This is a genomic window from Kitasatospora sp. NPDC041917 (genome assembly GCF_055589745.1).
In genome coordinates this window covers 1-22,245 of record NZ_JBVJBI010000015.1, presented here as the reverse complement: position 1 = coordinate 22,245, position 22,245 = coordinate 1, and the positions used below count along the sequence as shown (strand labels likewise).

21 protein-coding genes are annotated in these 22,245 nt (G+C 73.2%); 7 read left to right on the top strand and 14 right to left on the bottom strand.

Translation table 11 applies throughout. The features are described from left to right. Positions 1 to 11 precede the first annotated feature (11 nt). The 8 genes from ACZ6EM_RS19950 to ACZ6EM_RS19915 form a co-directional block, all read right to left on the bottom strand. Positions 12 to 425 carry a hypothetical protein gene (locus ACZ6EM_RS19950; RefSeq protein ID WP_401044513.1) on the bottom strand — a complete coding sequence of 138 codons (414 nt, stop codon included), beginning with the start codon at positions 423 to 425 and terminating at the stop codon, positions 12 to 14. 167 nt (positions 426 to 592) lie between these two features. Beyond that, on the bottom strand, positions 593 to 1,177 hold the full coding sequence (locus ACZ6EM_RS19945; RefSeq protein WP_401044516.1) for a GNAT family N-acetyltransferase: 585 nt from the start codon (positions 1,175 to 1,177) through the stop codon (positions 593 to 595). Continuing rightward, entirely contained in the window at positions 1,161 to 2,096 is a 936-nt protein-coding gene (locus tag ACZ6EM_RS19940) for a class I SAM-dependent methyltransferase (protein ID WP_465772873.1), read from the bottom strand. Before ACZ6EM_RS19940 ends, ACZ6EM_RS19945 begins: the two co-directional genes overlap by 17 nt. Before the next feature lie 133 nt (positions 2,097 to 2,229). Further along, positions 2,230 to 2,685 carry a Pycsar system effector family protein gene (locus ACZ6EM_RS19935; RefSeq protein ID WP_465772872.1) on the bottom strand — a complete coding sequence of 152 codons (456 nt, stop codon included), beginning with the start codon at positions 2,683 to 2,685 and terminating at the stop codon, positions 2,230 to 2,232. Positions 2,686 to 2,840: 155 nt separating this feature from the next. Further along, on the bottom strand, positions 2,841 to 3,785 hold the full coding sequence (locus ACZ6EM_RS19930) for a hypothetical protein (RefSeq protein WP_465772871.1): 945 nt from the start codon (positions 3,783 to 3,785) through the stop codon (positions 2,841 to 2,843). Then, positions 3,782 to 5,932, bottom strand: coding sequence for a hypothetical protein (locus tag ACZ6EM_RS19925; RefSeq protein ID WP_465772870.1), 2,151 nt, complete (start codon positions 5,930 to 5,932; stop codon positions 3,782 to 3,784). Before ACZ6EM_RS19925 ends, ACZ6EM_RS19930 begins: the two co-directional genes overlap by 4 nt. After that, positions 5,929 to 6,858: a hypothetical protein gene (locus ACZ6EM_RS19920; RefSeq protein ID WP_465772869.1), complete on the bottom strand. Its 930-nt coding sequence runs from the start codon at positions 6,856 to 6,858 to the stop codon at positions 5,929 to 5,931. Before ACZ6EM_RS19920 ends, ACZ6EM_RS19925 begins: the two co-directional genes overlap by 4 nt. 133 nt (positions 6,859 to 6,991) lie before the next feature. Then, complete coding sequence (locus ACZ6EM_RS19915) at positions 6,992 to 7,684, bottom strand: Crp/Fnr family transcriptional regulator (protein WP_465772868.1); 693 nt, start codon at positions 7,682 to 7,684, stop codon at positions 6,992 to 6,994. 439 nt (positions 7,685 to 8,123) lie between these two features. On the opposite strand from ACZ6EM_RS19915, the gene ACZ6EM_RS19910 reads away from it, so the two are divergent. The 5 genes from ACZ6EM_RS19910 (at position 8,124) to ACZ6EM_RS19890 (ending at position 12,986) form a co-directional block, all read left to right on the top strand. Then, the gene (locus ACZ6EM_RS19910) at positions 8,124 to 9,884 is read left to right on the top strand and encodes an ATP-binding protein (protein WP_465772867.1); all 1,761 of its coding nucleotides are present in this window, start codon (positions 8,124 to 8,126) and stop codon (positions 9,882 to 9,884) included. 17 nt (positions 9,885 to 9,901) lie between these two features. Further along, the gene (locus tag ACZ6EM_RS19905) at positions 9,902 to 10,288 is read left to right on the top strand and encodes a roadblock/LC7 domain-containing protein (RefSeq protein ID WP_380551404.1); all 387 of its coding nucleotides are present in this window, start codon (positions 9,902 to 9,904) and stop codon (positions 10,286 to 10,288) included. Positions 10,289 to 10,366: 78 nt separating this feature from the next. Next, positions 10,367 to 10,729, top strand: a complete 363-nt coding sequence (locus tag ACZ6EM_RS19900; protein ID WP_359898354.1) for a DUF742 domain-containing protein — start codon at positions 10,367 to 10,369, stop codon at positions 10,727 to 10,729. Next, the gene (locus ACZ6EM_RS19895) at positions 10,710 to 11,327 is read left to right on the top strand and encodes a GTP-binding protein (protein WP_359898353.1); all 618 of its coding nucleotides are present in this window, start codon (positions 10,710 to 10,712) and stop codon (positions 11,325 to 11,327) included. The genes ACZ6EM_RS19900 and ACZ6EM_RS19895 overlap by 20 nt, the downstream gene beginning before the upstream one ends. A gap of 69 nt (positions 11,328 to 11,396) precedes the next feature. Beyond that, positions 11,397 to 12,986 (top strand): cytochrome P450, encoded by a 1,590-nt coding sequence (locus tag ACZ6EM_RS19890; protein WP_465772866.1) that lies wholly within the window; start codon positions 11,397 to 11,399, stop codon positions 12,984 to 12,986. Positions 12,987 to 13,032: 46 nt separating this feature from the next. On the opposite strand, the gene ACZ6EM_RS19885 is transcribed toward ACZ6EM_RS19890, so the two are convergent. From ACZ6EM_RS19885 to ACZ6EM_RS19875, 3 genes are all read right to left on the bottom strand, one after another. After that, positions 13,033 to 14,664, bottom strand: coding sequence for a purple acid phosphatase family protein (locus ACZ6EM_RS19885; RefSeq protein ID WP_452180838.1), 1,632 nt, complete (start codon positions 14,662 to 14,664; stop codon positions 13,033 to 13,035). Between the two features lie 93 nt (positions 14,665 to 14,757). After that, positions 14,758 to 15,738, bottom strand: coding sequence for an SAM-dependent methyltransferase (locus ACZ6EM_RS19880; RefSeq protein WP_465772865.1), 981 nt, complete (start codon positions 15,736 to 15,738; stop codon positions 14,758 to 14,760). A 60-nt stretch (positions 15,739 to 15,798) separates the two neighbouring features. Next, the gene (locus ACZ6EM_RS19875; protein WP_465772864.1) at positions 15,799 to 17,151 is read right to left on the bottom strand and encodes an MFS transporter; all 1,353 of its coding nucleotides are present in this window, start codon (positions 17,149 to 17,151) and stop codon (positions 15,799 to 15,801) included. A 160-nt stretch (positions 17,152 to 17,311) separates the two neighbouring features. Between ACZ6EM_RS19875 and ACZ6EM_RS19870 the strand changes: the two genes are divergently transcribed. After that, positions 17,312 to 18,919 (top strand): alpha/beta hydrolase, encoded by a 1,608-nt coding sequence (locus ACZ6EM_RS19870; RefSeq protein ID WP_465772863.1) that lies wholly within the window; start codon positions 17,312 to 17,314, stop codon positions 18,917 to 18,919. A 138-nt stretch (positions 18,920 to 19,057) separates the two neighbouring features. Here ACZ6EM_RS19870 and ACZ6EM_RS19865 read toward each other — a convergent pair whose 3' ends face one another. The 3 genes from ACZ6EM_RS19865 to ACZ6EM_RS19855 all read right to left on the bottom strand — a co-directional run bounded on the left by ACZ6EM_RS19865 (position 19,058) and on the right by ACZ6EM_RS19855 (position 21,181). Beyond that, complete coding sequence (locus ACZ6EM_RS19865; protein WP_465772862.1) at positions 19,058 to 19,408, bottom strand: 5-carboxymethyl-2-hydroxymuconate Delta-isomerase; 351 nt, start codon at positions 19,406 to 19,408, stop codon at positions 19,058 to 19,060. 195 nt (positions 19,409 to 19,603) lie between these two features. Beyond that, on the bottom strand, positions 19,604 to 19,996 hold the full coding sequence (locus tag ACZ6EM_RS19860) for a ribonuclease (protein ID WP_465772861.1): 393 nt from the start codon (positions 19,994 to 19,996) through the stop codon (positions 19,604 to 19,606). Between the two features lie 114 nt (positions 19,997 to 20,110). Next, positions 20,111 to 21,181, bottom strand: a complete 1,071-nt coding sequence (locus ACZ6EM_RS19855) for a phosphatidylinositol-specific phospholipase C domain-containing protein (RefSeq protein ID WP_401054958.1) — start codon at positions 21,179 to 21,181, stop codon at positions 20,111 to 20,113. 302 nt (positions 21,182 to 21,483) lie between these two features. Between ACZ6EM_RS19855 and ACZ6EM_RS19850 the strand changes: the two genes are divergently transcribed. After that, complete coding sequence (locus ACZ6EM_RS19850; RefSeq protein ID WP_452180836.1) at positions 21,484 to 22,128, top strand: dihydrofolate reductase family protein; 645 nt, start codon at positions 21,484 to 21,486, stop codon at positions 22,126 to 22,128. Positions 22,129 to 22,245: the final 117 nt, after the last annotated feature.

The following is a 22,245-nucleotide window of genomic DNA, read 5'->3' as shown; positions in this document are numbered from 1 at the left end:
TGTCCCCCTCCTCAGAGCCTGGCGAACAGGCTACGCAGGTGCCGTCCGTTGACCACCGCGGCCACACCCAGCAGGGCGAGCCCGCAGACGCCCTGCTCGACCTTCATCCACACCGGGAAGGTCCCCGGCAGGGCGATGATCGTGGCGATGGCGACCAGCATGACGGCCGAGAGGATCCGCAGCCGCCGGAACGCGCCCCGGGAGCCGTTGGCGGCCCGGACGGTCAGCAGGAGGGTGAGGGCGGCGCTGGCCACGACGATGGTGCCGCGGACCAGCACCGGCGCGTTGACCATCGTGTGGTGGTCACGGAGGGCGACGGCGGCCGCCAGTGTGACGACGCTGAGGCCGAGGTAGGCGAGCACGAGTCGCCGGACGGTGCGGAAGGCCCGACGGGTGTCGGGGTCCTGCAGGTCGGTGGAGTTCATGGCATCCATGCTGGTCGTGGACCTGTTTCCAGCGGCAGTGTGTTCGCACACCGGCGCACCGTGACAATTGTCAGCGGGCCGCCGCCGCCGAGCCGTTGACGACGGACCGTCGCAGCCCGCCCGTGGCCGGCCGAGCGGTCCAGGCCGACCGCTGTCGGCCGCCCCTGTCAGCGCCCGGCCGCCTCCGCGCGGTCCCCGTCCAGCAGGCGCACCATGTGCAGCTTCGCGACCGCCCGCCCGTCGACCAGGACGGCCCTCGGCTCGCGCCCCCACACCTCGAAGCCGCAGGCGGTGTAGAGCCGCAGGGCGGGCTCGTTGCCCTCCGAGACGGTCAGCAGCACCTGCCGCAGCCGCCCGTCCCGCACCGCTGTGCGCAGCACCTCCCGCACCAGGGCCCGGCCGATCCCCCGCCCGGCGGCGCTGCGGGCCACCGCCATGCCGTACAGCGTGCCCTTGTGCCGCTCCTGACCGCGCTGCGGCACCTTCAGCCCGGCGGTGCCGACCAGCGTGCCGGTGCCGTCGAAGGCGCCGATCAGCGCGCCCGGCCCGGCCTCGGCCCCGGCCAGCCGGTGCAGCGTCTCCGACAGTGGCCTGCCGGCCTCCTCGGCGTGGCTGGAGGTGAAGGCGCTCGGCGTCCCGCGCAGCGCCGCCAGCCGGAAGGCCCGGTACGGTTCGGCGTCCGCGACGCCCAGCCGGCGCAGCACCACGGGCCGCGCCGCGGCACGCCGACCGTGCTCAGCCGAGACGGACACGGGTGCACCTCGTCACGTACGGCAGGGTGATCTCCTCGCGGCCGGCCAGGTCCGGGTGGGTGGCCAGCAGCTGCTCGACGTCGGCCAGCAGGCGCACCCGCTGGTCCTCCGGCAGCGCGATCACATAGCTGCGCGAGGCGACCATGTCGACGATCCCGGCCCGGGTGGTGACGTGCTCCCAGCCGATCTCCAGCCGCTCTGGCGCACCGAACGGCGCCGGGAGGACCGGCCTGGTGTCGATCCGCGGCGGCGCCGCGCGGTGCATCAGCACGCCCAGGGCGGCCGCCCAGGGTTCGGACTCGTCCCGGACGTTCCACACCAGCGCGAGCGTGCCGCCGGGGGCGAGCACCCGGGCGATCTCCGGCACCGCGACCGCCGGGTCGAACCAGTGCCAGGCCTGCGCCACCACCACGGCGTCCACGCTGCCGTCCGGCAGCGGGATGTGCTCGGCCGAGCCCGCCCGGACGGCCGCCTTCGGCACCGTCGCGGCCAGCCGCGCCCGCATCCCCTCGTCGGGCTCGACCGCCACCACGTCCAGGCCCGCGTCGACCAGCAGACCGGTCAACTTGCCCGTCCCGGCGCCCAGATCGAGCACCCGGCGGGCCTCCCGGGGCACCGCCGAGCCGATCAGCGCCCGCGGATAGCCCGGTCGGCCGTGCTGGTACGCGTCCACCGCCACCCCGAACGACCGCGCCCGCAGCCGTCCGGCCCACCGCCTGGTCGCGCCCTGCCGCGTCATTCCGCAGGCCCGCCCGATCTCCTCCCAGGTCGCCTCCCGCCCGCGCCGCAGCTCCTCCACCAGCTCCGTCCGCCGCTCCTCCAGCGCCTCGATCACCCCCGACAGCCGCCGCAGCCCTTCCACCCCACCGCCACCGGCCACATCCTCCGCCACCCGCCGACCAAGATCGCCCGTCTCCATGGCCCGGCACTGTACGGACCTGAGCCGGAAGCCGTCAACCATCATTGCCCTGTCGCGCAACATCCGTTGCCCCCGACCGTGCCACCGGCCCCCGGCCGCGGTGGTGCGGCCGGGGCCCGTCAGCGGCCCGCCGTCACAGCGGCCGGAGCGTGAGCACGAACTGGGGCAGCGCCAGCAGGAGCAGGACGGTGCCCGCCTCGATCCAGCGGTACTTCGCGCGGATGATCGCACTGGTACCGGCCAGTGCCGAGAGCAGCGGGCCCGCCGGATCGTGCCCGGCCCGCTCGAAGGCCCGACGCAGCCGATCCGGGCCCGCACCCGGGGCGATGTGCTCGAAGTACCCCGGACCGGCCGCGGCACCCCGCCGCCCCTTGCGATGACGGGGAACCAGCGCGGAGGCGAAACAGCCCACCGCCAGCAGGGCGCTGGCCACCGCACTCCACCGCAGGAACGGAACCGTCCACGCCAGGGAGCCGGAACCGGCGCCGCCGTCCAGGGGGACGAAGGTGGCGAGCACCGCACCGGTGAAGGCCAGGAAGACGGCGGCCTTGGTGTCGGCCCGGACGAGCTCCGCGCTGTTCGCCGCCATCAGGCGCTCCATCGCCGACACCGAGGACGGGCTGGTCTCCGCTATCGGCGCGACGGATCGCCGGGGCCGTCGCGGGGCCGCCCGTCGAGGGCTCCTGGCCGCGGAACGCCGGCGGGGCGCGCGGCGCACCGGCCCGCGACGCACGCCTGCCGGGGTCATCGCGGCACCCCGTTCGGAACGCCGCCGGCCCAGCCGTTGACGTGGGTGTGGAGCTTGGTGAAGCCCGGCCCCGGCCCACCGGGCTGCGGGGCCGGCCCGGGGACCTGCCGCCCGAGGGCGACCAGGCGGTCCCGCAGGATCCTGGACAGCTCCTCCTGCTCCTGCTCCGTCAGTCTGCCCAGCATGAGGGCCATCCTGTCCTGCCAGGTGGTCTCGCCCCGGAGCAGGTCGGAGTGGTTGACCACCCAGTCCAGGACGTCGCGCACCTCGTCCGGCTTCCTGGCGAGCCAGAGGGCCGCCAGGGCGACCGGACCGTCCTGCACCTGGCGCCGGCAGAACGCGTACTCCTCCTGGCTCTTGGACGTCCAGTCGAAGGGCACGTCCATCGCGTCCGGCTCCCCCAGGCGCAGTTCGTTGCCGTGCTCCCGCGTGGAGACGTCGGTGACGCGGTAACCGAGGCCGTAGTGGGGCAGCACGTACGGCGCCGCCAGGTACTGGACCAGCTCCTCGGGGCCCAGCCTGGTGCCCGCGGCGGCGAACTGCTCCCTGAGCTGGTACAGGCGCCCGTCGAGGTCCTTGCGCACCGGCAGCCATCCCAGGCTGGTCCGGGTCTGCACGGCCCGTGCGGCGTCGTGGACCCACCAGAGGACGTGGACCTCCAGCGAGGCCGTACCGAAGGATGTGGGAAGGCGAACATCCCGGGTGCCCGGCCGCTCGTTGAGGTCGACCAGGTACGCCTGGTCGAATCCGCGCAGCCCGAGCCGAGCGGCGACCCCGCCCCCCGGGTTCGGACGGCCCTTCCCCAGCTGGTGGTACACCCCGTGGCGATCCCCCAGGACCAGCGCACGGTCGCGCCGCCCGGACCAGCGGTGCCGGAGGATCTCCCGCCAAGGAGCGCGGGTGGCCTGGGTGTAGACGGGTGGGTCGGTGTCGAGGGTCATCGGGGGCCTCCGAAGGCAGGAGCGGAGCGGTAGGGCTGCGGCTCGCCGCGCCGCCAGGCCTCCAGGGCGCGGTGGGCGATGTCGCGGCCGACCAGGTCGGGGTCGTCGCTGCGGTCGATCTCGACCATCAGCCTCAGCTCGCCGGGGCTCAGTTCCTGGGCGAGCGTTGTGAGCAGCGTCTCCACAGCGGCTCGGAGGGGTTCGTCCCAGACGGCCCGACGGCACCAGCCGAGCAGCCTCGCACGCGAGCTGTCGAAGAGGATCTCGTCATTGAGGCAGCGCCGAACGAAGGCCATCACCGGTTCACCGAACTCGCCCTGGAGGAGCAGCTGTTGCGGGAACCACGAAGGTTCTCGAATCAGTTCGAGGAAGGCCGTGTGCGCGAGCGCGGCGTCACGCTCGGACCGGTCCGCCCACTCGATGAGCTTGCGGAACACCGCCGTCTGGTTTCCGCCGTGGAAGAGGCTCCACAGGGCCCCGCGCGCCCTTGCGGCAACGATGCGCTCGTGCTCGTCCTCCCCGCGGTAGCAGCGCCGGATCAGTGCGAGCGCGAATTCCGGCCGGGCCGCTCCGAAGTCTCCGCCACAGGCACCGGCCGTGGTCGACCGGAGCTGCCAGCCGCCGCTGTTGCTCCAGCTGTTGAGGCGGTGCTTCACCTCGCCGACGAGAATCGGGTCCTGGGCCGCGATCCCCAGCGCGTACGCGGCGATGCTCTGGCTCTGCATGTGCTCGGACTTGGCCAGTTTGCGGATGTGACGCAAGGCCTGACGGCCACCGCTCCACCCCGTGGCGAGCCCCACCACCCGCCCCATGGGCTCGGCCAGGTCGGAATCGGAATCGGAATCGTGCACCTTGTCGATCCACTCGGTCAGCAGTCCCGGCACGTCCCCGTACTGCCGCCACACGTGCCGCAACACCGTCTCCGCCTGCCGATGCCGCTTGAAGCAGATCGGCTCCACCGTATAGGTGTAGGTCGACGTCCGCAGGGTCCCACCGGGCGCGTACTCGGCCCGAACGGTCGCCAGCAGTTCGTCCAGCGAGCGCCGGAGAACGAACCGCGGGTTCGGCCGGGGCGCCTGGCCGTCTCCGTCCGCGTTCGGCCGCAGTACCGCGTCCAGGCGACCGTCGGCCAGCTTGAGCAACCGGTCGGTCTCGTCCAGGACGATCCGGTGGTCCAGGCCCTCCAGGACACTCGTCACCAGCAGGAACGCCAGCGCGTCCGGGTCCTCACGGAGCTCCTTCAGGAGGTCGGGGACCTCCGTCTCCGCGAGGAAACTGAGCCGCTGGCCGAGGTCGGCCAGTTCGGGATCGTCCTCGCGGGCCCGCGTCACCTCGTCCACGAGCTCGACGACCTGGGCCGGCACCAGTTGGGGCGCCAGCAACTCGTCGAGGTCCGGCCCGAGTCGATCCAGCAGGTCCCGGCGTCGCTCCTCGTCGGGCAGTACCGCCTCCAGCCGTGCGTCGAAGACCGCACGCGGTGCCGGAGGCGCATAGGCCACCGGGCTGATGTCCATCTCGCGGATGAGACGGCGGAGCACGCCCGGGTCGTGCGGCAGCAGCACCACCATGCAGGCGTCGGCCGACTCCAGCCGGGCTCGCAGCTTGGCGATAGCCGTGGGGCCGAGCTGGACCGCGGGCGACAGGCCGTGCACCAGGTACCCGCGCGCCTCGCTGTGGGTGGGCCGCCAGGACGACAGGTCCGAGTCGCTGTCGAGCGCGCGCAGGGCCATGGTGTTCCCGCCGCCCTCGAACAGCAGGTTGAGCGCAGTGGTGCGGCGTCCGGTACCGGGGTCACCGGCGAGGAAGAGCAGGCGGGTGCCGAGCGCACTCAGCCCCTCGGCGAAGCAGTCCGGCTCCGCGAAACCGGTCCGTGCGGCCAGGATCTCCATCGACGAGATGGGGCCGTCCTGCGCCTCGACCCGCTCGCCGCCGCCCGGGGCGGCCCCGGCACCACCGTTCTCGACGCGCTGGTCCCCGTGCACCGAACCGGTGTTGATGTTGCCACCCGGCGCGAAGATGACATGCGGGCGGCCCCCTCCCCAACCGGCGAACCGATCCGCCAGGTCGTCGTCGATGCCGAAATCGGGATCGAAGTCGTCCGCCGCGCCCGGCGGCCCCTCGATGGCCGGACGTTCGTCGGGGCTCACCGGTGGTGCTCGTTCTTGTCGCCGTGGACGGTGTCCTTGTTGCCCCGGACGTAGTCGCCGCCGAAGCCTCCGTACGCGTCGCCCCCCGCGTTGGTGACGCTCTGACCGCCGTACACCGTGCCGCTGTTCAGGTTGCTGCCGTCGCCCCGCTGCGTCGCGACCGTCCTGGGCGCCCGGCGCCCCTCCGCCGGCCGGTCCGGCTTCCGGCTGTCCCGTCCCTCCTGCTCCTCCACCACGGCGTCGCCGAGGATCCTGCGGTCGTACAGGTTCCCGGACGGGGAGGGCACGTACAGCCATGCCTGCTGGTCGAAGCGCTTGCCCTCGACGGTCGCCGGTACCTCGATGAAGTGGTCGGGGTGGCGCCCGGTGTAGCCGCTCGCCACCGCGTCCTGGTAGCACCGGTCGGACAGGATGGCGGCGACGTGGGTGATGCTCTCGTTGGAGGCGGCGAGCATGGCCTTCACCGGGCGGGAGTCGAGCAGCCGGTGGGTGTCGTTGCGCGGGGTGCCGTTGCCGTCGAACTCGCCGCCGGTGTCCGGCAGCGGGCCGATGTTGAGACTGACCCGCAGCCGGATGCGCACCGTCCCGACCGAGTGCACGTTGAACTCGGTGAGCACCTCCTGGAGAGTGTTCAGCCAGGGGTGGACGAGGAAGGGCATCCAGGCCGGGTCGAAGCCGAACACGTATCCGTCGCCGGTCGAGTTGGGGAACCTCCGGTCCTGCCAGACGTCACCCAGTCCGGCCCGCTCGAAGGACCACTGGAGCACCTGCGGCACCGACCTGCTGATCACGCCGTGCTCGATCGCCGGGTATCCGGTGAAGTCCTTGGCGTCCACGGCGACGATGCCCCGGTACGGCGGGAGGTGCCGGCTGCGGCTGTACGGCAGGGCGCTGGCCTCGGGCGTCGGCTGGTCGAACTCCGTCATTCTCTGCTCCTTGTGGTTCCCGTGCTGACCTTGCGCCACCAAGCTTCGCGAGGTCGCGTGGCGCGGTGTGCTCACTCGGTGCGGAAAACGAGTGACGGAGGTCACATCGACGGAGGAGTGAGGTGACGGCTCGTCAGTCGCGCAGGGATGCGGCCGCCCGGCGGAGGGCGGGGAGGTCGTCGAGGGCGATGGACTTCCGGCCGGCTTCGACGCGGTGGGCGGCCAGGGACACCAGGGCCGCGGTGACGGTGTTGCGGGAGACTCCGAGGTGTTGGGCCAGTTCGTCGCGGGTCAGGGCGAGTTCGATGCGGCGACCGGCCGTCGGCACCGGCCCTGCGGAGAGGTCGGCCAGGGCGACCAGGGCTGCCGCCAGCCTGGGGACGACGTCGCCTCCGGTCCGGGCCAGGTCGGACTCCCGCAGCCGGCTCATGGCGTAGCGGACCAGCACGGGAAACAGCCCGTGCTCGGCGACGAAGCGCAGGAAGGCCGCCTTGGTGACGACCACGACCGTGCAGTCCGAGATCGCCTGGACGCTGGCCGAGCGGACGCCGTCGTCCAGGACGGCCACTTCCCCGAGGAGTTCGCCGGGGCCGCGGAACGCCAGCAGTCGGACGTCCCCGTTGCGTTCCCGCCGGCTCACCTTGGCCACTCCGGCCAGCAGCGCGAGGACGTGGGTGCCCGGTTCGCCCTGGCGCAGCAGGGTGGTGCCGATCGGGTGCCGGCGCTCGAACGCCTCCGCCAGCATGCCCGTCCAGACGGCGTCGCCCATGAGGTGGCGCAGGTTCCGGCCGAGCGGATCCGGTGCTCGGCTGTCGTGATCGTCCATGCGACGACCCTAGGAGAGATCGGTCACCGCGGGCCGGGGAATCGGGACGCCGCGGTGCGGCCCGCCAGGCCCGGCCGTGAATCCCCTTCCGGGTGATTGCCTCCCGCCCGATTGACCCGGTTCGCCGCGCTTAGCACGAACTCCGCGCGAGGTGGCGGGACTTGGCGAGGAAACCCTTCGCATGAGCGAATCCGGAGCGGGTCGGCGGCGCGCGGGCGGCGGGGCGAGAAGCCTGGTGGGAGGGCGGTGGCCGCTCCGGGTTGCGACTGGTGTGCGAGATGTCGGTGTTGTCCGGCTGGATACGACAAGTCGGTTGCGGGACGGTATCTTTGACTTTCGGTCAGGATGTCCTGAACTTGGCTATGCTGCACCACCACGCCCGCGGAGCCGATCCCCCCGCCTGTCCCCCTTTGCTGTTCCGATCGTTTGAGGATGCTGAATGCTTCGAGCTGGATCGTCACTCGCCAGACGGCGCCAAGCGCCCCTGCTCGGCTGGTTGTTGCCGACGGCCGTGATGGCGGTGGCCGTGGCGGTCGCCGCGGCGGTGGTGTCCGCCGGGGCCCGGGCCGGGGTGCTGTGGTGCGGGGCGACGGGCACCGTGCTGGTGGCCGTGGTGGCCGCCGAGTCGGCACGCCGCGGGCGGGCGCTGAGTGAGTCGCGCGACCGGCACGCCCGGCAGGTGGAGGAGTTCCAACGCCGGCTGGCCGGTCAGGAGGACGAGCTGGACCGACTCGCCCGGGGCGAGATGCGCCGGATCGTCGCCGGGGCCCGCTACGGGTACTCCTTCGACGTCCTGACCCGCCCGCTGGAGGAGAGCGACGCCCCCGTGTCGCCGCGGTTCCGCCGCTCCCTGGTGGCCGTCGCCGAGGCCGTCGCCAAGGCCGTCGACGACGAGGTCAGCCGGCGCGACTCGGCCGAGCGGGCCTTCGTCAACATCGCCCGCCGGGTGCAGGCCATCATCCACCGGCAGGCCAAGGACCTGCGGGAGATGGAGGACCGGCACGGCAACGACCCGGCGGTCTTCGACGACCTGCTGCGCCTGGACCACGGCAACGCGCTGACCGGCCGCCTGGCCGACAGCATCGCGGTCCTGTCGGGCGCCCGCCCCGGCCGGCAGTGGACCCGGCCGATCGCGCTCTACAGCGTGCTGCGCGGCGGCATGTCCCGGATCCTGGAGTACCAGCGGGTGGACCTGCACCCGGTGGCGCAGATCTCCGTCACCGGACCGGCCGTCGAGCCGCTGATCCACGCCGTCTCCGAGCTGCTCGACAACGCCACCCGCTACTCGCCGCCGCACACCCACGTGCACCTGAGCGCCTCCGAGGTGCAGAGCGGGATGGCGATCGAGATCGAGGACGGCGGCCTCGGCCTCACCGACGAGGCCCGGTTCCGCGCCGAGCGCTCGATCCGCGAGGCGATGGTCTCCAAGGACTTCGACGACCTCACCGAGTCCCCCCGGCTGGGCTTCGCCATCGTCGGCCGGCTCTGCCAGGCGTACGGCTTCCAGATCTCGCTGCGCCGTTCCGCGTACGGCGGCGTACGGGCGGTGCTGGTCGTGCCGCAGGAGCTGCTCACCACCGCGCCGCCGACCGGGCGGGCGCACGGCATCGGCGCCTTCTCCGGCCCCCGTCCGCTCCCGGCGAACCCGCCCCGGCACGCGGCCCCGGGCCGTCCCTGGGGCACCCGGACGACCTCGGCCGGCGTCGGGCCGTCCTACGGTTCGACCAACCCGTGGGGGCCGTCCGGCCCGGGCGCCGGGGACGACGAGGTGATCGTGACGGAGTGGACGCCCAACGGCCTGCCGCAGCGCCGGCGCAGCCGCCCGATGATGCCGCGGGGCTTCGGCGGGGCCGCGCGCGCCACCGCGCAGCCCGCCGGGCCGATGGCGCAGCCCGCCGGACCGGTGGCGGGGCCGCCGGCCCGGGCGACGGGCCCCGCCAAGGAGCCGAAGCAGCCGGGCCTGTGGCTGGAGGCGTTCATGGACGGCATCAAGGGCACCGGGCCGGGCCCGTCCGGCCCGGCGGGTGCCGGATCCGCCACCGACGCCGGTCGCACCACCGACGCCGGACGCACCACGGGCCCCGGACGGACGGACTCCGGGTGGGCGGGTGCCGGACGGACGGGTACCGGACAGGCGGGTGCCGGACACACCAGCGCCGCGCACACCAGTGAAGACACGGCAGGGAAGGGCGAGCAGTGATTCCGCACCGCAACAACATGGACTGGATCCTCAACGACCTCGCGGACAGCGTCCCGTGCGTGCGCCACGTCATCGTGCTGTCCGCCGACGGCCTGCGGATCGCCCAGTACGGCACCGACCCGGACACCGCCGACCGCCTCGCCGCCGCCTGCGCCGGGCTGCAGAGCCTGGCCGGCGCGATCGGCCACGAGTTCCCGCACGGCGACGGCTCGATGCGGCTGGTGGTGATCGAGGTGGACGGCGGCTACTTCTACCTGATGGCGGCCGGTGACCGCGCCTACCTCGCGGTGCTCGCCGACGAGGGCGTGGACGCCGGGCTGGTGAGCCACCAGATGCGCGACCTGGTCGCCCGGATCGGCGAGCACCTGTCCACCCCGCCGCGCAATCCCGAGGCGGTCGCGTGAACCGGCACCCGGCCCGGCCCGCCGCGGTGGGCTCCGGCGGCGGGACGGGCACATGAACGAGCACAGCGAGGCGGTGGCATGACGGCCGAGAAGGGTGGCTGGGACGGCCCCGAGCCCGACCGGCTGTACGTCATCACCCGGGGCCGCAGCGGCCCCTCCGGACCGGGGGTCTTCGACCTGGTCACCCTGATCGTCTCCCGTGCGGAGCCGACCCCCGCCCACCAGCCGGAGCAGGCCGCCATCCTGCGGCTGTGCCGGTCCCCGCTCTCGGTGGCGGAGGTCTCCGCCTACCTGGAGCTGCCCGTCAGCGTGGTCATCGTCCTGCTGGCGGACCTGCTCGACGACGGGCTGATCGAGGCCCGCAGTTCCGCCGTGCCCGCGGCGGAGCTTCCCGACCGTGCCCTGTTGGAGGCGGTGATCCATGGACTTCAGCGGCTCTGACACGGTGGTCGGGCCGGCCGGTTCGGACCTGCTGCCGGACACCGTCACCACGGCGGTCAAGGTGGTGGTGGTCGGCGGCTTCGGCGTCGGCAAGACGACGCTGGTCGGGGCGGTCAGCGAGATCCGCCCGCTGACCACCGAGGAGACCATGACCCAGGCCGGGGTCGGGGTGGACGACCCGACCGGGGTCGAGCAGAAGACCTCCACCACCGTGGCCATGGACTTCGGCCGGATCAGCATCAGCGACCGGCTCGTGCTCTACGTCTTCGGCACCCCCGGCCAGGAGCGGTTCTGGTTCCTCTGGAACGGGCTGTTCGAGGGCGCCCTGGGCGCGGTGGTGCTGGTGGACACCCGCCGGCTGGAGGTCAGCTTCGAGGTGATCGGGCGTCTGGAGGAGCGCGGCGTGCCCTTCGTGGTGGCCGTCAACGGCTTCCCGGAGGCGCCGCCCGTCCCGCTCGACGAGGTCCGGGACGCGCTGGACCTGCCGCCCGAGGTGCCGATCGTCGCGTGCGACGCGCGCAGCCGGGAGTCCAGCCGGGACACCCTGATGACCCTGATGCACTACCTGTACGAGCTGGCCGCCCCGTCCACCGGCTGAGCCGACGGTCCGTCCGTACCACCCCCACCGACCGCCCGTCACCGAACCCACCCGCGACCGGAGACCCCCGTGACCACCCCGTTCCCCGAACCCGCCATCCCCGCCGGCCCCGCGTCGCCCGCCGCCCCGCCGCCCGGCTGCCCGGCCCACGCGGGCGGCGGCATCTCCCCGACCGGCCCCGGCGGCCTGCGCCGCCTGTACGGGCCGGAGGCCGAGAGCGATCCGGCGGGCCTGTACGAGAAGCTGCGCGCCGAGTACGGCGAGGTGGCCCCGGTGCTGCTGCACGGCGACCACCGGGCCTGGCTGGTGCTCGGCCACGGCGCCAACATCGCCGCGATGCGCACGCCCTCGCTGTTCTCCCGGGACTCGCGCCTGTGGAGCGCCTTCCGCAACAACGAGGTCCCGCCGGACTCGCCGCTGCTGCCGGTGGTCGCCTGGCAGCCGATCTGCGTGTTCGCGGACGGCGACGAGCACCGCCGGCTGCGCGGCGCGCTGCTGGACGGCCTGAACGGCTTCGACCGGCGCGGCATCCGCCGTCACGTCCGCCGCTTCACCACCGACCTGGTCCAGGTGGTCGGGCCGACCGGCCGGGCCGAACTGATCTCCCAGTTCGCCGAGCACCTGCCGATGCTGGTGATGACCAAGCTGCTCGGCATGCCGGACGAGTACGGGCCGCAGCTGGTGACCGCCGCCCGGGACCTGATGAAGGGCACCGAGACGGCGATCGCCAGCAACGAGTACGTGGTCGCCGGTCTGCGCCGGACCATCGCCATCAAGCGCGAAAGCCCCGGTGACGACCTGACCAGCCGTCTGCTGGCGCACCCGGCCGGGCTGACCGAGGACGAGGTGATGGAGCACCTGCGGGTGGTGCTGCTGGCCGCGAACGAGACCACCGTCAACCTGATCGCCGACTCGTTGAAGATGGTGCTCACCGACCCGCGGTTCCGCGCCCACCTCTCCGGCGGCCAGATGACCCTGGGCGAGGCGCTCGACCAGGTGCTCTGGGACTCCCCGCCGATGTCCCTGGTGGCCGGCCGCTGGGCGACCGCCGACACCGAGCTGGGCGGTCAGCAGATCGGTGCCGGGGACCTGCTGCTGCTCGGGCTCGCGGCGGGCAACGTGGACCCGGTGGTCCGGCCCGACCTGGCGGCCCCGCTGTACGGCAACCGCTCCCATCTGTCCTTCGGCGCCGGTCCGCACGAGTGCCCCGGCCAGGACATCGGGCGGCACGTCGCCGAGGCCGGGATCGACATCCTGCTCACCCTGCTGCCGGACGTCCGGCTCGCGGTGCCCGAGGAGGAGCTGACCTGGAGTTCGGCCTGGATCTCCCGTCATCTGACGGAGCTGCCGGTGGAGTTCACCGCCCGCGACATCGAGCCGGACCCGCTCTCGGTGGCGGAGGCCGAGGAGGCGGAGGCGGAGCAGGCGAAGGCCGGGACCCAGCAGGCGGAACAGGGCGGCTCAGCGGCGCAGCAGGCCGTCCCGGGCCCCCGGAACGCCGAGCGCGCCGGGCCGTCGGGGCCGTCGGGGCCGTCGGGGCCCCCGGAACGCCGAGCGCGCCGGGCCGTCGGGGCCGTCGGGGCCGTCGGGGCCGTCGGGGCCGTCCCGGCGCAGCGCCGCGGCTGGTGGGACGTGCTCACCGGCCTGTTCCGGCGCTGAGCCGGCTGCCCGGCGCTGAGCCGCCCGGCGCCGGGCCACGCGGCCGTCAGCCGTCGCGCCCGTCGGTCCGGCGCCGGTACAGGGTGAAGGTGTCCACCGGGGTGAGGTCCCCGTGGGGTCCGTCGAAGGTGTAGTAGGTGACCTTCATGGTGGTCGTGCCGCCGCGCCGGTCGCCCGGGTCGACCTCGAAGGCCGCGAAGCCGTGGGCGTGGGTGCGGTCCTGGACGGCGGCCCAGGGCGCGTCCTCGGTGACCCAGACCGACTCCCGGTAGGGCGCGCCCGGCTTCGGGTCCTCCAGCCCGACGACCACCCGGCCCTTGGGCTTCTCGAAAAGGTCGTCCTGCGTGGTGGCGGCGTTGCCGCCGGCCCCGATGATCATGTGGACGGTGCCCCGCCCGGTGTCGACGAGGTCGGTGCGGGTGTCGGTCGGCACCGGGGTGCGGGTGTCGTTGGGCAGGGTGCCGCGGACGGGGTGGGAGCGCTCGTAGTAGTGCTCGTGGCCGCACACCACCAGGTCGACCCCGTAGGCGTCGAACAGCGGGCCCCAGGTCTCGCGGAGGCCGAGGTCGCTGCCGGAGCCGTGCATCGAGCTGGAGATCATCGGGTGGTGCATGCAGACCACGATCCAGTCGATCGCCCGGTTGCCCCGGGCCGCCCGCAACTCCCGCTCCAGCCAGCGCCGTTGGGCTCCTCCTGAGTAGCCGCGCAGGTAGACGTCGCCGGAGTTCTGGATGGCCTCGTCGTCGTTGGCGAGGCTGATGAAGCGCACCGAGCCGACGGTGAAGGCGTACCACATGCCCCGGGTCTCCTCGTCGGAGGAGGCCGAGGAGTCGGGGAGGGTGAAGTAGGCCTGGTAGCCGGTCGCGCCGATCGGGCCGTTGCCGCCCTCGTTCTCGTGGTTGCCGACGCAGGGCATCCAGGGCCGCAGCCGGGTGGAGCGGCTGTTGCTGATGAACCAGTCGGCCCAGGTCGCGGTGCGGCTCTGGCCGTGGCGGCCGGCGTAGGAGGAGTAGCAGAGGTCGCCGTTGATGAGGTTGAACAGCGGCCCGACGCGTTCGACGGCGGCGACGATGTCGGCGGAGGCCGCGGTGCCGACCTGGCTGCTCATGAACACGGGGTACTTGCCGAGCGGGGAGGGCATGCCGTCGGGGAAGGTGATCCGGCGGCGGAGGTTGGGCGCGGCCTGGTCCCCGAAGCTCGTGAAGGTGAAGGGGGTTCGGCCGCGCGGGGCGGTGGTGAAGGTGCCGGTCTCGGCGTTGGCGCCGTCGTGGCCGGCGCTGTAGAGGTAGGTGGTGCCCGGGCGCAGCCCGGTGAGCCGCGCGTGGTGGACGTACACCTCGACCTTGTCGATCGAGTCCCGGTAGGTACGGGTCTCGGCCTGGACGACCCGGCCGAGGCCGCCGTCCGGTGAGCCGTACCGCACCTGTGGTCGGCGCACGGACTGCGGGGTGAGCCAGGAGACGGTCATCTCCGTACTGGCGTCGGTGCCGAACTGCAGGTGCAGCCCGGTCACCGAGGCCGTTCCGGCGCGGTGCGGGGTGGTCTGCAGGAGCGGACCGGCGGGCGCGTCGTCGGCCGGCTGGGCGGCCGCGGGTTGCGCGGCCGCCGTCCCTGCCGCCACGAGGGCGGCTCCGGCCGCCGAGGTGCCCTTGAGGATGGACCTGCGTGCAATGGTCATGAAATCTCCGCCTGCCGAGTGGGGGGTTCGACGGGCAGTCACTTTAATGACATGAGCACGTAAAGACGATCGTTTTGACAGGGAAGGATCCGACTATGCCTTGCGGCCGACTCCCCCGTACACCGAGACCGTGTCCCCGCCCGGGGCCGGGGCCTCGGCGAGCTCCGGGTGCCAGTGGTTGATCAGGACCACCCCCGGATCGTCCAACTCCAGCCCGGCGAAGAAGAGTTCGACGCGCTCGCGCGAGCGGAAGTGAAGCGTGATCCCGGCCTCCTCGTACCGGCGGGCGGCGGCCGCGCTGCGCTCCGGCGCGATGTCGGCCGTCCCCGCGGACAGCGCGAGGAAGCTGCCGGCGGGCAGGGCGTCCAGGATCTTGCGGACGGGCGGGTGCGCGGCCTCGTCGGAGAGGAAGTGGACGATGTTGATGAGCGTCAGGGCGACCGGCTCGCGGAGGTCCAGGGTGCCGGCCACCGCCGGGTCGGCGAGGAACCGCTCCGGTTCGCGCAGGTCGCCCTGGACATAGGCGGTGCGGCCCTCGGGGGTGCTGGTGAGCAGGGCGCGCGAGTGGGCGAGCACGATCGGGTCGTTGTCGACGTAGACCACGCGGCAGGCCGGGTCGACGGACTGCACGATCTCGTGCAGATTGGGCGCGGTCGGAATGCCGGTGCCGACGTCCAGGAACTGGCGCACGCCGTGCACCTCGGCGAGCCGGCGCACCATCCGGTGCATCACGGCGCGGGCCGCGGTGGCGTCCGCGCGCACGCCGGGCAGGTCGGCCAGGACGCGGTCGCCGACCTCGCGGTCCGCGGGGAAGTTGGTCTTGCCGCCGAGCAGGTAGTCGTAGACCCGGGCCGAGTGCGCCCGGTCGGTGCGCAGGTCCACCTGCGGCGGCTCCTCGAACCCGGGCTCGGTCAGCCAGCTCTCCGACAGGCCGGTCCCCGGCGGACGGTCGTAGGACCCCCAGTCGTCCGGACCCCAGTCGTCCGGACCACCGACACCCGGACCGGCGTCCGATGTTCCGGCGTCCCGTCCGGCAGTGTCCGGTATGTCCGCACCCGATGCGTCGGCACCCATGCTCCGCCCTCCCCGATCAGCAATGGTCCGGACCACTCAACCACAGTGGATGACTGTCCGTCAGGCGGTTCCCGGTGTCCGCTGAACCGAGGCTTCCGCGCCCCGCACGGCCGCGGCGAAGGACGGCACCTTCATCGCCGTCAGCAGCGCGAGGGCCGGGCCGGCCGTGCAGACGGTGACGTATCCGGGGATCAGGCCCAGCAGATGACGGCCGTTCAGCCACTCGGCGAGCAGCGGGAAGGTGCCGCCGAACGCGGCGATGGTGGTCGCGTTGACCACGCCGAGGCCGACCGCCCGCACCTCGGTCGGGAACAGCAGCCCGGTGAAGACGTTGAGCGTGCCGAGCACCGTGGCCACCAGCATCCCCAGCAGCACGGCGACGACCTGGAACGGCAGCCAGCCCTGGCGCAGCCCGGCGAGCAGGATGCCGACCATCGGGATCGGCAGGCCGAAGCCGATCCGGGCGACCGGCAGCAGGCCGAAGCGGTCGGCGGCGACGCCGGTGAGCAGCATGGTGGCCAGCACCACGACGAGCACCACCGTCATGAAGGAGGCCGCCTCCTCCTTGCCGACCACGTGGTAGGCGGCGGCGTACTGCGGCAGGTACGCCAGCGCGAAGTAGTAACCGACCGTCCCCCCGAGGGTGTTGAGGAAGACGGTGAGCACCGCCCAGCGGTGCTCGCGCAGCGTCCGCAGGAACGGCGGGCGGGCGGTGCGCCGCGCGCGCTCCCGGGTGCGGCGGAACTCCGCGCTCTCCGGCGCCCACCGCCGTACCCAGACGGCGGCCAGCCCGAGCAGTGCGGCGACCGCGAAGCCCAGGCGCCAACCACCGTTCTCCAGACCGGACTTGCCGATGGTGTGGATCAGCACGGTGAGCACCCCGAAGGAGAGCAGCGAGCCGAGGACGATCCCGCCGTAGGAGATCGAGCTGAACGCGAAGCGGTGCCGCGGCGGGGCGGTCTCGGTCACGTACGCGGCCACGCTCGGCGCCTCCCCGCCGAAGGCGAGCCCCTGCACCACCCGGGCGAGCACGGCCAGCAGTGCCGCCCAGACTCCGATGGCCTGTTGGCCGGGGATCACGGCGATGCCCAGGCTGGCGGCGGCGATCACCGCCATGCCGAGGCTCAGCGCGAAGCGCCGTCCCCTGGTGTCGCTGAGGCGCCCGATCAGGTAGGAGCCGACCGGCCGGGCGACGAAGCCCACCGCGAAGGTGACGTACGCGCCGAGCACGCCGCTGACGCCGTGCTTGCCGTGCCCGAAGAGGTCCGCCGCGAAGTAGGGCGCGAGGACGGCGTAGACGCTCCAGTCGAAGGACTCGACCACCGATCCGACCGTCGCCGCGGCCAACTCCCTCCGCCGGCCACCGACTTCCGCCTGCTCACGGAGCGGGGCCACCGCACTGCTTTCTGTCATGACCTCAGCATGGCATCGTTCGGCGCCCCGCGGAATCACCCCTCGCGCCCGGCGGACGGCATCACCCCCGACCACCGCGGGAGCGGCGCCGTGCGGAGAACTCCGAGAATCCCATGTGACCGATGTGACAGGCAGGTGATATTCCTGTGCCGTGCATTTCATGATCACCAGGAATCCGCGGCGCATCCTGCCCGCCGCCGCAGCAGCCGTCGCCACCGCAGCCCTGCTGGCCGGCTGCACCGGCGGGAGCGGCACGGCCGCCGCGCCCGCGACCACCACGGCCCCCGCCGGCGCGACGCCGACGGCCACCCCGACGCCCACCCCGACCGTCAAGCCCACCGGTGCCGCCGACCCGGCGCTCAAGGCCTTCTACGGCCAGCAGCTCGCCTGGGGCCCCTGCGCGAAGGACCCGCAGAACAAGGAGGACATCTCGGCGCTCCAGTGCGCCGCCCTCAAGGTCCCGCTCGACTACACCGCCCCGGCCGCCGGCACCCTGGACGTCGCCGTGGTCCGCAACCCGGCCACCAAGCCCGACCAGCGGATCGGCTCGCTGCTGCTCAACCCCGGCGGCCCGGGCGGCTCCGGCGTCCAGATGGTCACCTACGACCCCAAGGGCCTCGACGGCCCGCTGCACGACCGCTACGACATCGTCGGCTTCGACCCGCGCGGCACCGGCGGCACCAGCCCGCTCAACTGCCTGGACGACCGGGCCCGGGACGCCTGGCTCAACACCGACCAGGCCGGCGACGACCACGGCAAGCAGCTCGCCGACGCCTGCCAGGCCAAGTACGCACAGGTCCTGCCCTTCGTCGGCACCCGCAACACCGCCCGGGACATGGACGTGCTGCGCGCCGCCCTCGGCGACCAGAAGCTCAGCTACCTCGGCATGTCCTACGGCACCTACCTCGGCTCGCTCTACACCGAGGAGTTCCCGGACCGGGTCGGCCGGCTCGTCCTGGACGGCGCCACCTCTGCCTCCACCTCGCTGATCCAGCACAACATCGAGCAGTCGGCCGGCTTCGAGCGGGCGCTGAAGGCCTTCGCCGCGGACTGCGTCACCAAGGACGCGTGCCCGCTCGGCAAGGACGCCGACCAGGCCCCGCAGAAGCTCGCCGCCTTCCTCGACGGACTCAAGGACAAGCCGCTCAGGACGGAGAAGGGCCGCACCCTGACCTCCAGCGCGGCCTGGACCGGCGTGCTCAGCCGGCTCTACGGCGGCGAGAAGGCCTGGAACGGCCTGCGCAACTCCATCGGCTGGGCGATGGTGCGCGGCAAGGGCGACTACCTGCTCGACCTCGCCGACGGCTACAACGGCCGTGACGAAGAAGGCCGTTACGGCCCGTCGGCGGACGCCTACACCGCCATCCACTGCGCCGACGGCGCCACCGACGCCCCGGCCGGGGAGCAGCTGCAGGCCGCGCTGACCGACCTCGCCGCCAAGGCCCCGCTGGTCGGCAAGCACGACCCGATGGCCTCGCTGTTCGACCCGGACTGCCGGATCTGGCCGTTCCGCGCGACCGAGAAGCCGCACGTGATCACGTCGGCCGCCACCACCCCGATCGTGGTCGTCGGCACCACCGGGGACCCGGCCACCCCGTACGCCTGGGCCGAGAAGCTCACCGCCGAACTCGGCAACGCCGTCCTGATCAGCCGCGACGGCGAGGGCCACACCGGCTACGGCGCGAGCAAGTGCGTCCGCGCCTCGGTGGACGCGTTCCTGCTGGACGGCACCGTCCCGGCCACGGGCATCCACTGCCCGACGGACTGACCGCGGGCCTGTTCCACCGGCGGCGCCGGGCTCACGGGCCCGGCGCCGCCGCCGTTCCCCGGACCCCGCCCGGCGGACGGGACTCGGTGGCAGGGCTCGGAGTTCACGGCTCGGAGTTCACGGCTCAGTGGCCGGGGCTCAGTGGCCGGGGTGGTGGACGAACCGGTAGGTGTCCCGGTCGAGTTCGGTGACCTGGACGCCGATGGCGGCGGGCCGGTCGATCCGGGCACGCAGGGCGGCGAGCACTCGGGCGGTCAGTTCGGCGCGCTGCTCGGCACTGCGGCCGGCCAGGATCTTCACCTCGACCAGCACCACGGCCTCGCCGCTCGTCCCGTCGCCGACGTGGTGCCGGCCGGCGGGGCGGAAGAGCGTCTTGCAGTCCGCCACCGTGGTGTCGATCACCTCGGTGATCGCCTGGTGGACCTCGGCGGCCAGCGCCGCCCGGTCGAAGTCGAGTTCGGCCGAGTGGTCGACCAGGATCTGCGGCACGGGAACCTCCAGGAGTCGTTGCCGGACGCCCCGACGCTATCGGACGCGCCCGGGGCCCCGGCGCGGGGTGCGGCGCCGGGGCCCCGGAGGTGCCCGGTGGAGCGGTGATCGGTGGAGCGGTGATCGGTGGAACGATGATCGGTGGAGCGGTGATCGGTGGAACGATGATCGGTGGAGCGGTGAGCGGTGGCCGGTTCAGCAGCCGAAGTCGATCTTGCGGAAGGTCACGTAGTGGTCGGCGGTGTAGTAGTCCTCGTGGTACTGCTTGCCGGTGACGATGCGACGGGCGCCGCGGGTCGGCGAGCCCGGGGTGACCACGGTGTACTCGTGGTAGTAGCCGGAGGACTGCGCGGGCAGCACGCGCTCCCGGTTCTGGAAGACGACGCCGTCCTGGCTGTACGGGAAGGGACCGCCGGAGGCGATCAGGTCGAGGGTGGTGCCGGCCTGGGAGGGCAGGGCGGACAGGCACACCGAGCCGCTCACCGCGGCCTGCGCCTCGGTCGCGACGGCGATCGGCGCGAGGGTGACCAGGGCAACGGCGGCGGTGGCGGCGACGCGGGTCTTCCACGCGCGTAGAGTTCGGGTCATGACAACCAGGATGGCGACGGTCGGGAGCCATCGGAAGCCCCGTTCCAACTCTTCACCTCCGGTCAACTCGACGTACCCGTCAGGGCCTCGGCCCGGTCAGCCGCCGGGCCGGCCTCAGCCGCGCGACAGCACCAGCGCCTGCACCGCCGGGAGCCTGCGCCAGTCGCTGGAGACGATGCTCGCGTGCGCCTTCGCCAGCTGCTCGGTGCGGGCCCGCGCCTGGTCCGCGGTCGGGTCCGTGCCGCTGATCTCCGGCGCGACCAGGTGGGAGTCCGTCATCACCAGCAGGTAGTGGGCGTTGTCGTACCAGGCAGTGTCGACGGTCCTGACGTAGGTGGAGGCATCACCGTCGAAGACCACGAACCAGGGCCGGATCGAGGCGTCCGCCCCGGTGTACTGGCCGCGCGGGTCGCCGGTGGCGGCGCCGAGCACGGAGGGGAACACCTGCGCCTGGCCGATCCGGCCGGCCGCCGCCAGGTCGCGCAGGTGCCGGCCCTGCTCGACGTCGGTGTGCAGGGTGTCGAAGGGGTTGCCGAGCTCGACCGTGCCCGGGATCGCGTACAGCAGCACCTTCCCGGCCAGCGCCGAGCGGCTCGGCCAGTTGCCCGCCCGCACCGCCTCGTCGACGCTCGCGTACGAGCCGCCGCCGGGCCTGGCCAGCAGGTCGGCCGGGCGCAGTACGGCGGAGCCGAGGTGCTGGGCGATCAGCGCGTCCAGCTGGTCCGGGCCCATGCCGAGGTTGGCCGAGTAGCCCGGCTTGAGCTCCAGCTTGATCACCAGCGGCCCGGCGCCCGGGTGCGCCCCGAGCCAGACCCGGACGTCGTCCAGGCAGCTCTCCAGGTTCTGGTCGGTGCCGCCCGCGTAGAGCTGCGCGGGGGTGCTCGCGGCGGTGCAGTTGTTGGAGTTGCCGAACGGGTTGGAGTGGCTGACCTGCCACGTCTTGGTGAAGACGTTCGGCCAGAGGTCCAGCTCGATCATGCCGGTGCCGGTGTCCAGGCCCTGGGCGAGGTACGGGAACGCGGCCGGGTCGTAGGTGTTGTGCAGGCCGACGGTGGTCGCGGAGCCGAACGGCAGGTCGCCCGACCCGCCCGTGGTGGCGTCCGCCGGGGCGGTCGGGATCAGCGCCGCCGCGGCGGCGATCAGGCCGGCGGCCAGGAATCCGGTCAGGGTGCGGCGTACGGTCATCGGAACGGTCCCCCCAAGTCATGGGATGCCGGCCGCCCTGCTCCCGGGCAGCCTGACGAAGCATCGCCCGCCCGGGCGTGCTCAGGATGAAGAAGGCACGACAATAGCGTGACGGCTGCACCGCTTCTCCCCCGCTCCCCTCCCCTTCCTCCACGCGCTCCCCATCCGCCGCACCCGCCACGCCCGAGGACGGTGACGGAACGTCGGGGTTCGGTGGCTCCAGGCTAGTTTGGCCCAGGCGCGGGGTGCGGGCGGTCCGCACCCGAGACACGCGTGAGGCGCGCAGAGCGGCGGAGGAACCGATGTCCCTGGTCCGGGTCCACAACTTCTCGATCTCCCTGGACGGCTACGGCACGGGCGAGGGCCAGAGCCTCGACGCGCCGTTCGGCCACGCCGCCGACCGGCTGCACCGCTGGTTCTTCGACACCCGGACGTTCCGGCGGATGAACGGCAAGGAGGGCGGAGACACCGGCGTGGACGACGCGATGGCCCGCACCTGGGGCGACGGCATCGGCGCGGAGATCATGGGCCGCAACAAGTTCGGCCCGCAGCGCGGCCCCTGGCAGGACGAGGACTGGCGGGGCTGGTGGGGGCCGAACCCGCCGTTCCACACCCCGGTCTTCGTGCTCACCCACCACCCGCGCCCCTCCCTGGAGATGGACGGCGGGACGGTCTTCCACTTCCTCGACGCCTCCCCCGAGGAGGCGCTGCGCCGGGCCCGGGAGGTGGCCGGCGGCCTGGACGTGCGGATCGGCGGCGGCCCGAGCACCGTCCGGGCCTTCCTGGAGGCCGATCTGGTCGACCACCTGCACGTGGTCGTGGTGCCGGTGCTGCTCGGCCGGGGGGAGCCGCTCTGGGGCGGACTCGAAGGGCTGGAGCGGCGCTTCCGCACCGAGGCGGTGACCAGTCCGAGCGGCGTCACCCACTACACCTTCACCAGGCCGTAGCCGGCCCCCGGCCCGGTCCCTCCGGCCCCGGCCCCTCCGGCACGGACGGCGGCGGGGGGGATGGGGGGGGGGGGGGGGGGGGGGGGGGGGGGGGGGGGGGGGGGGTGGGGAGGGGGG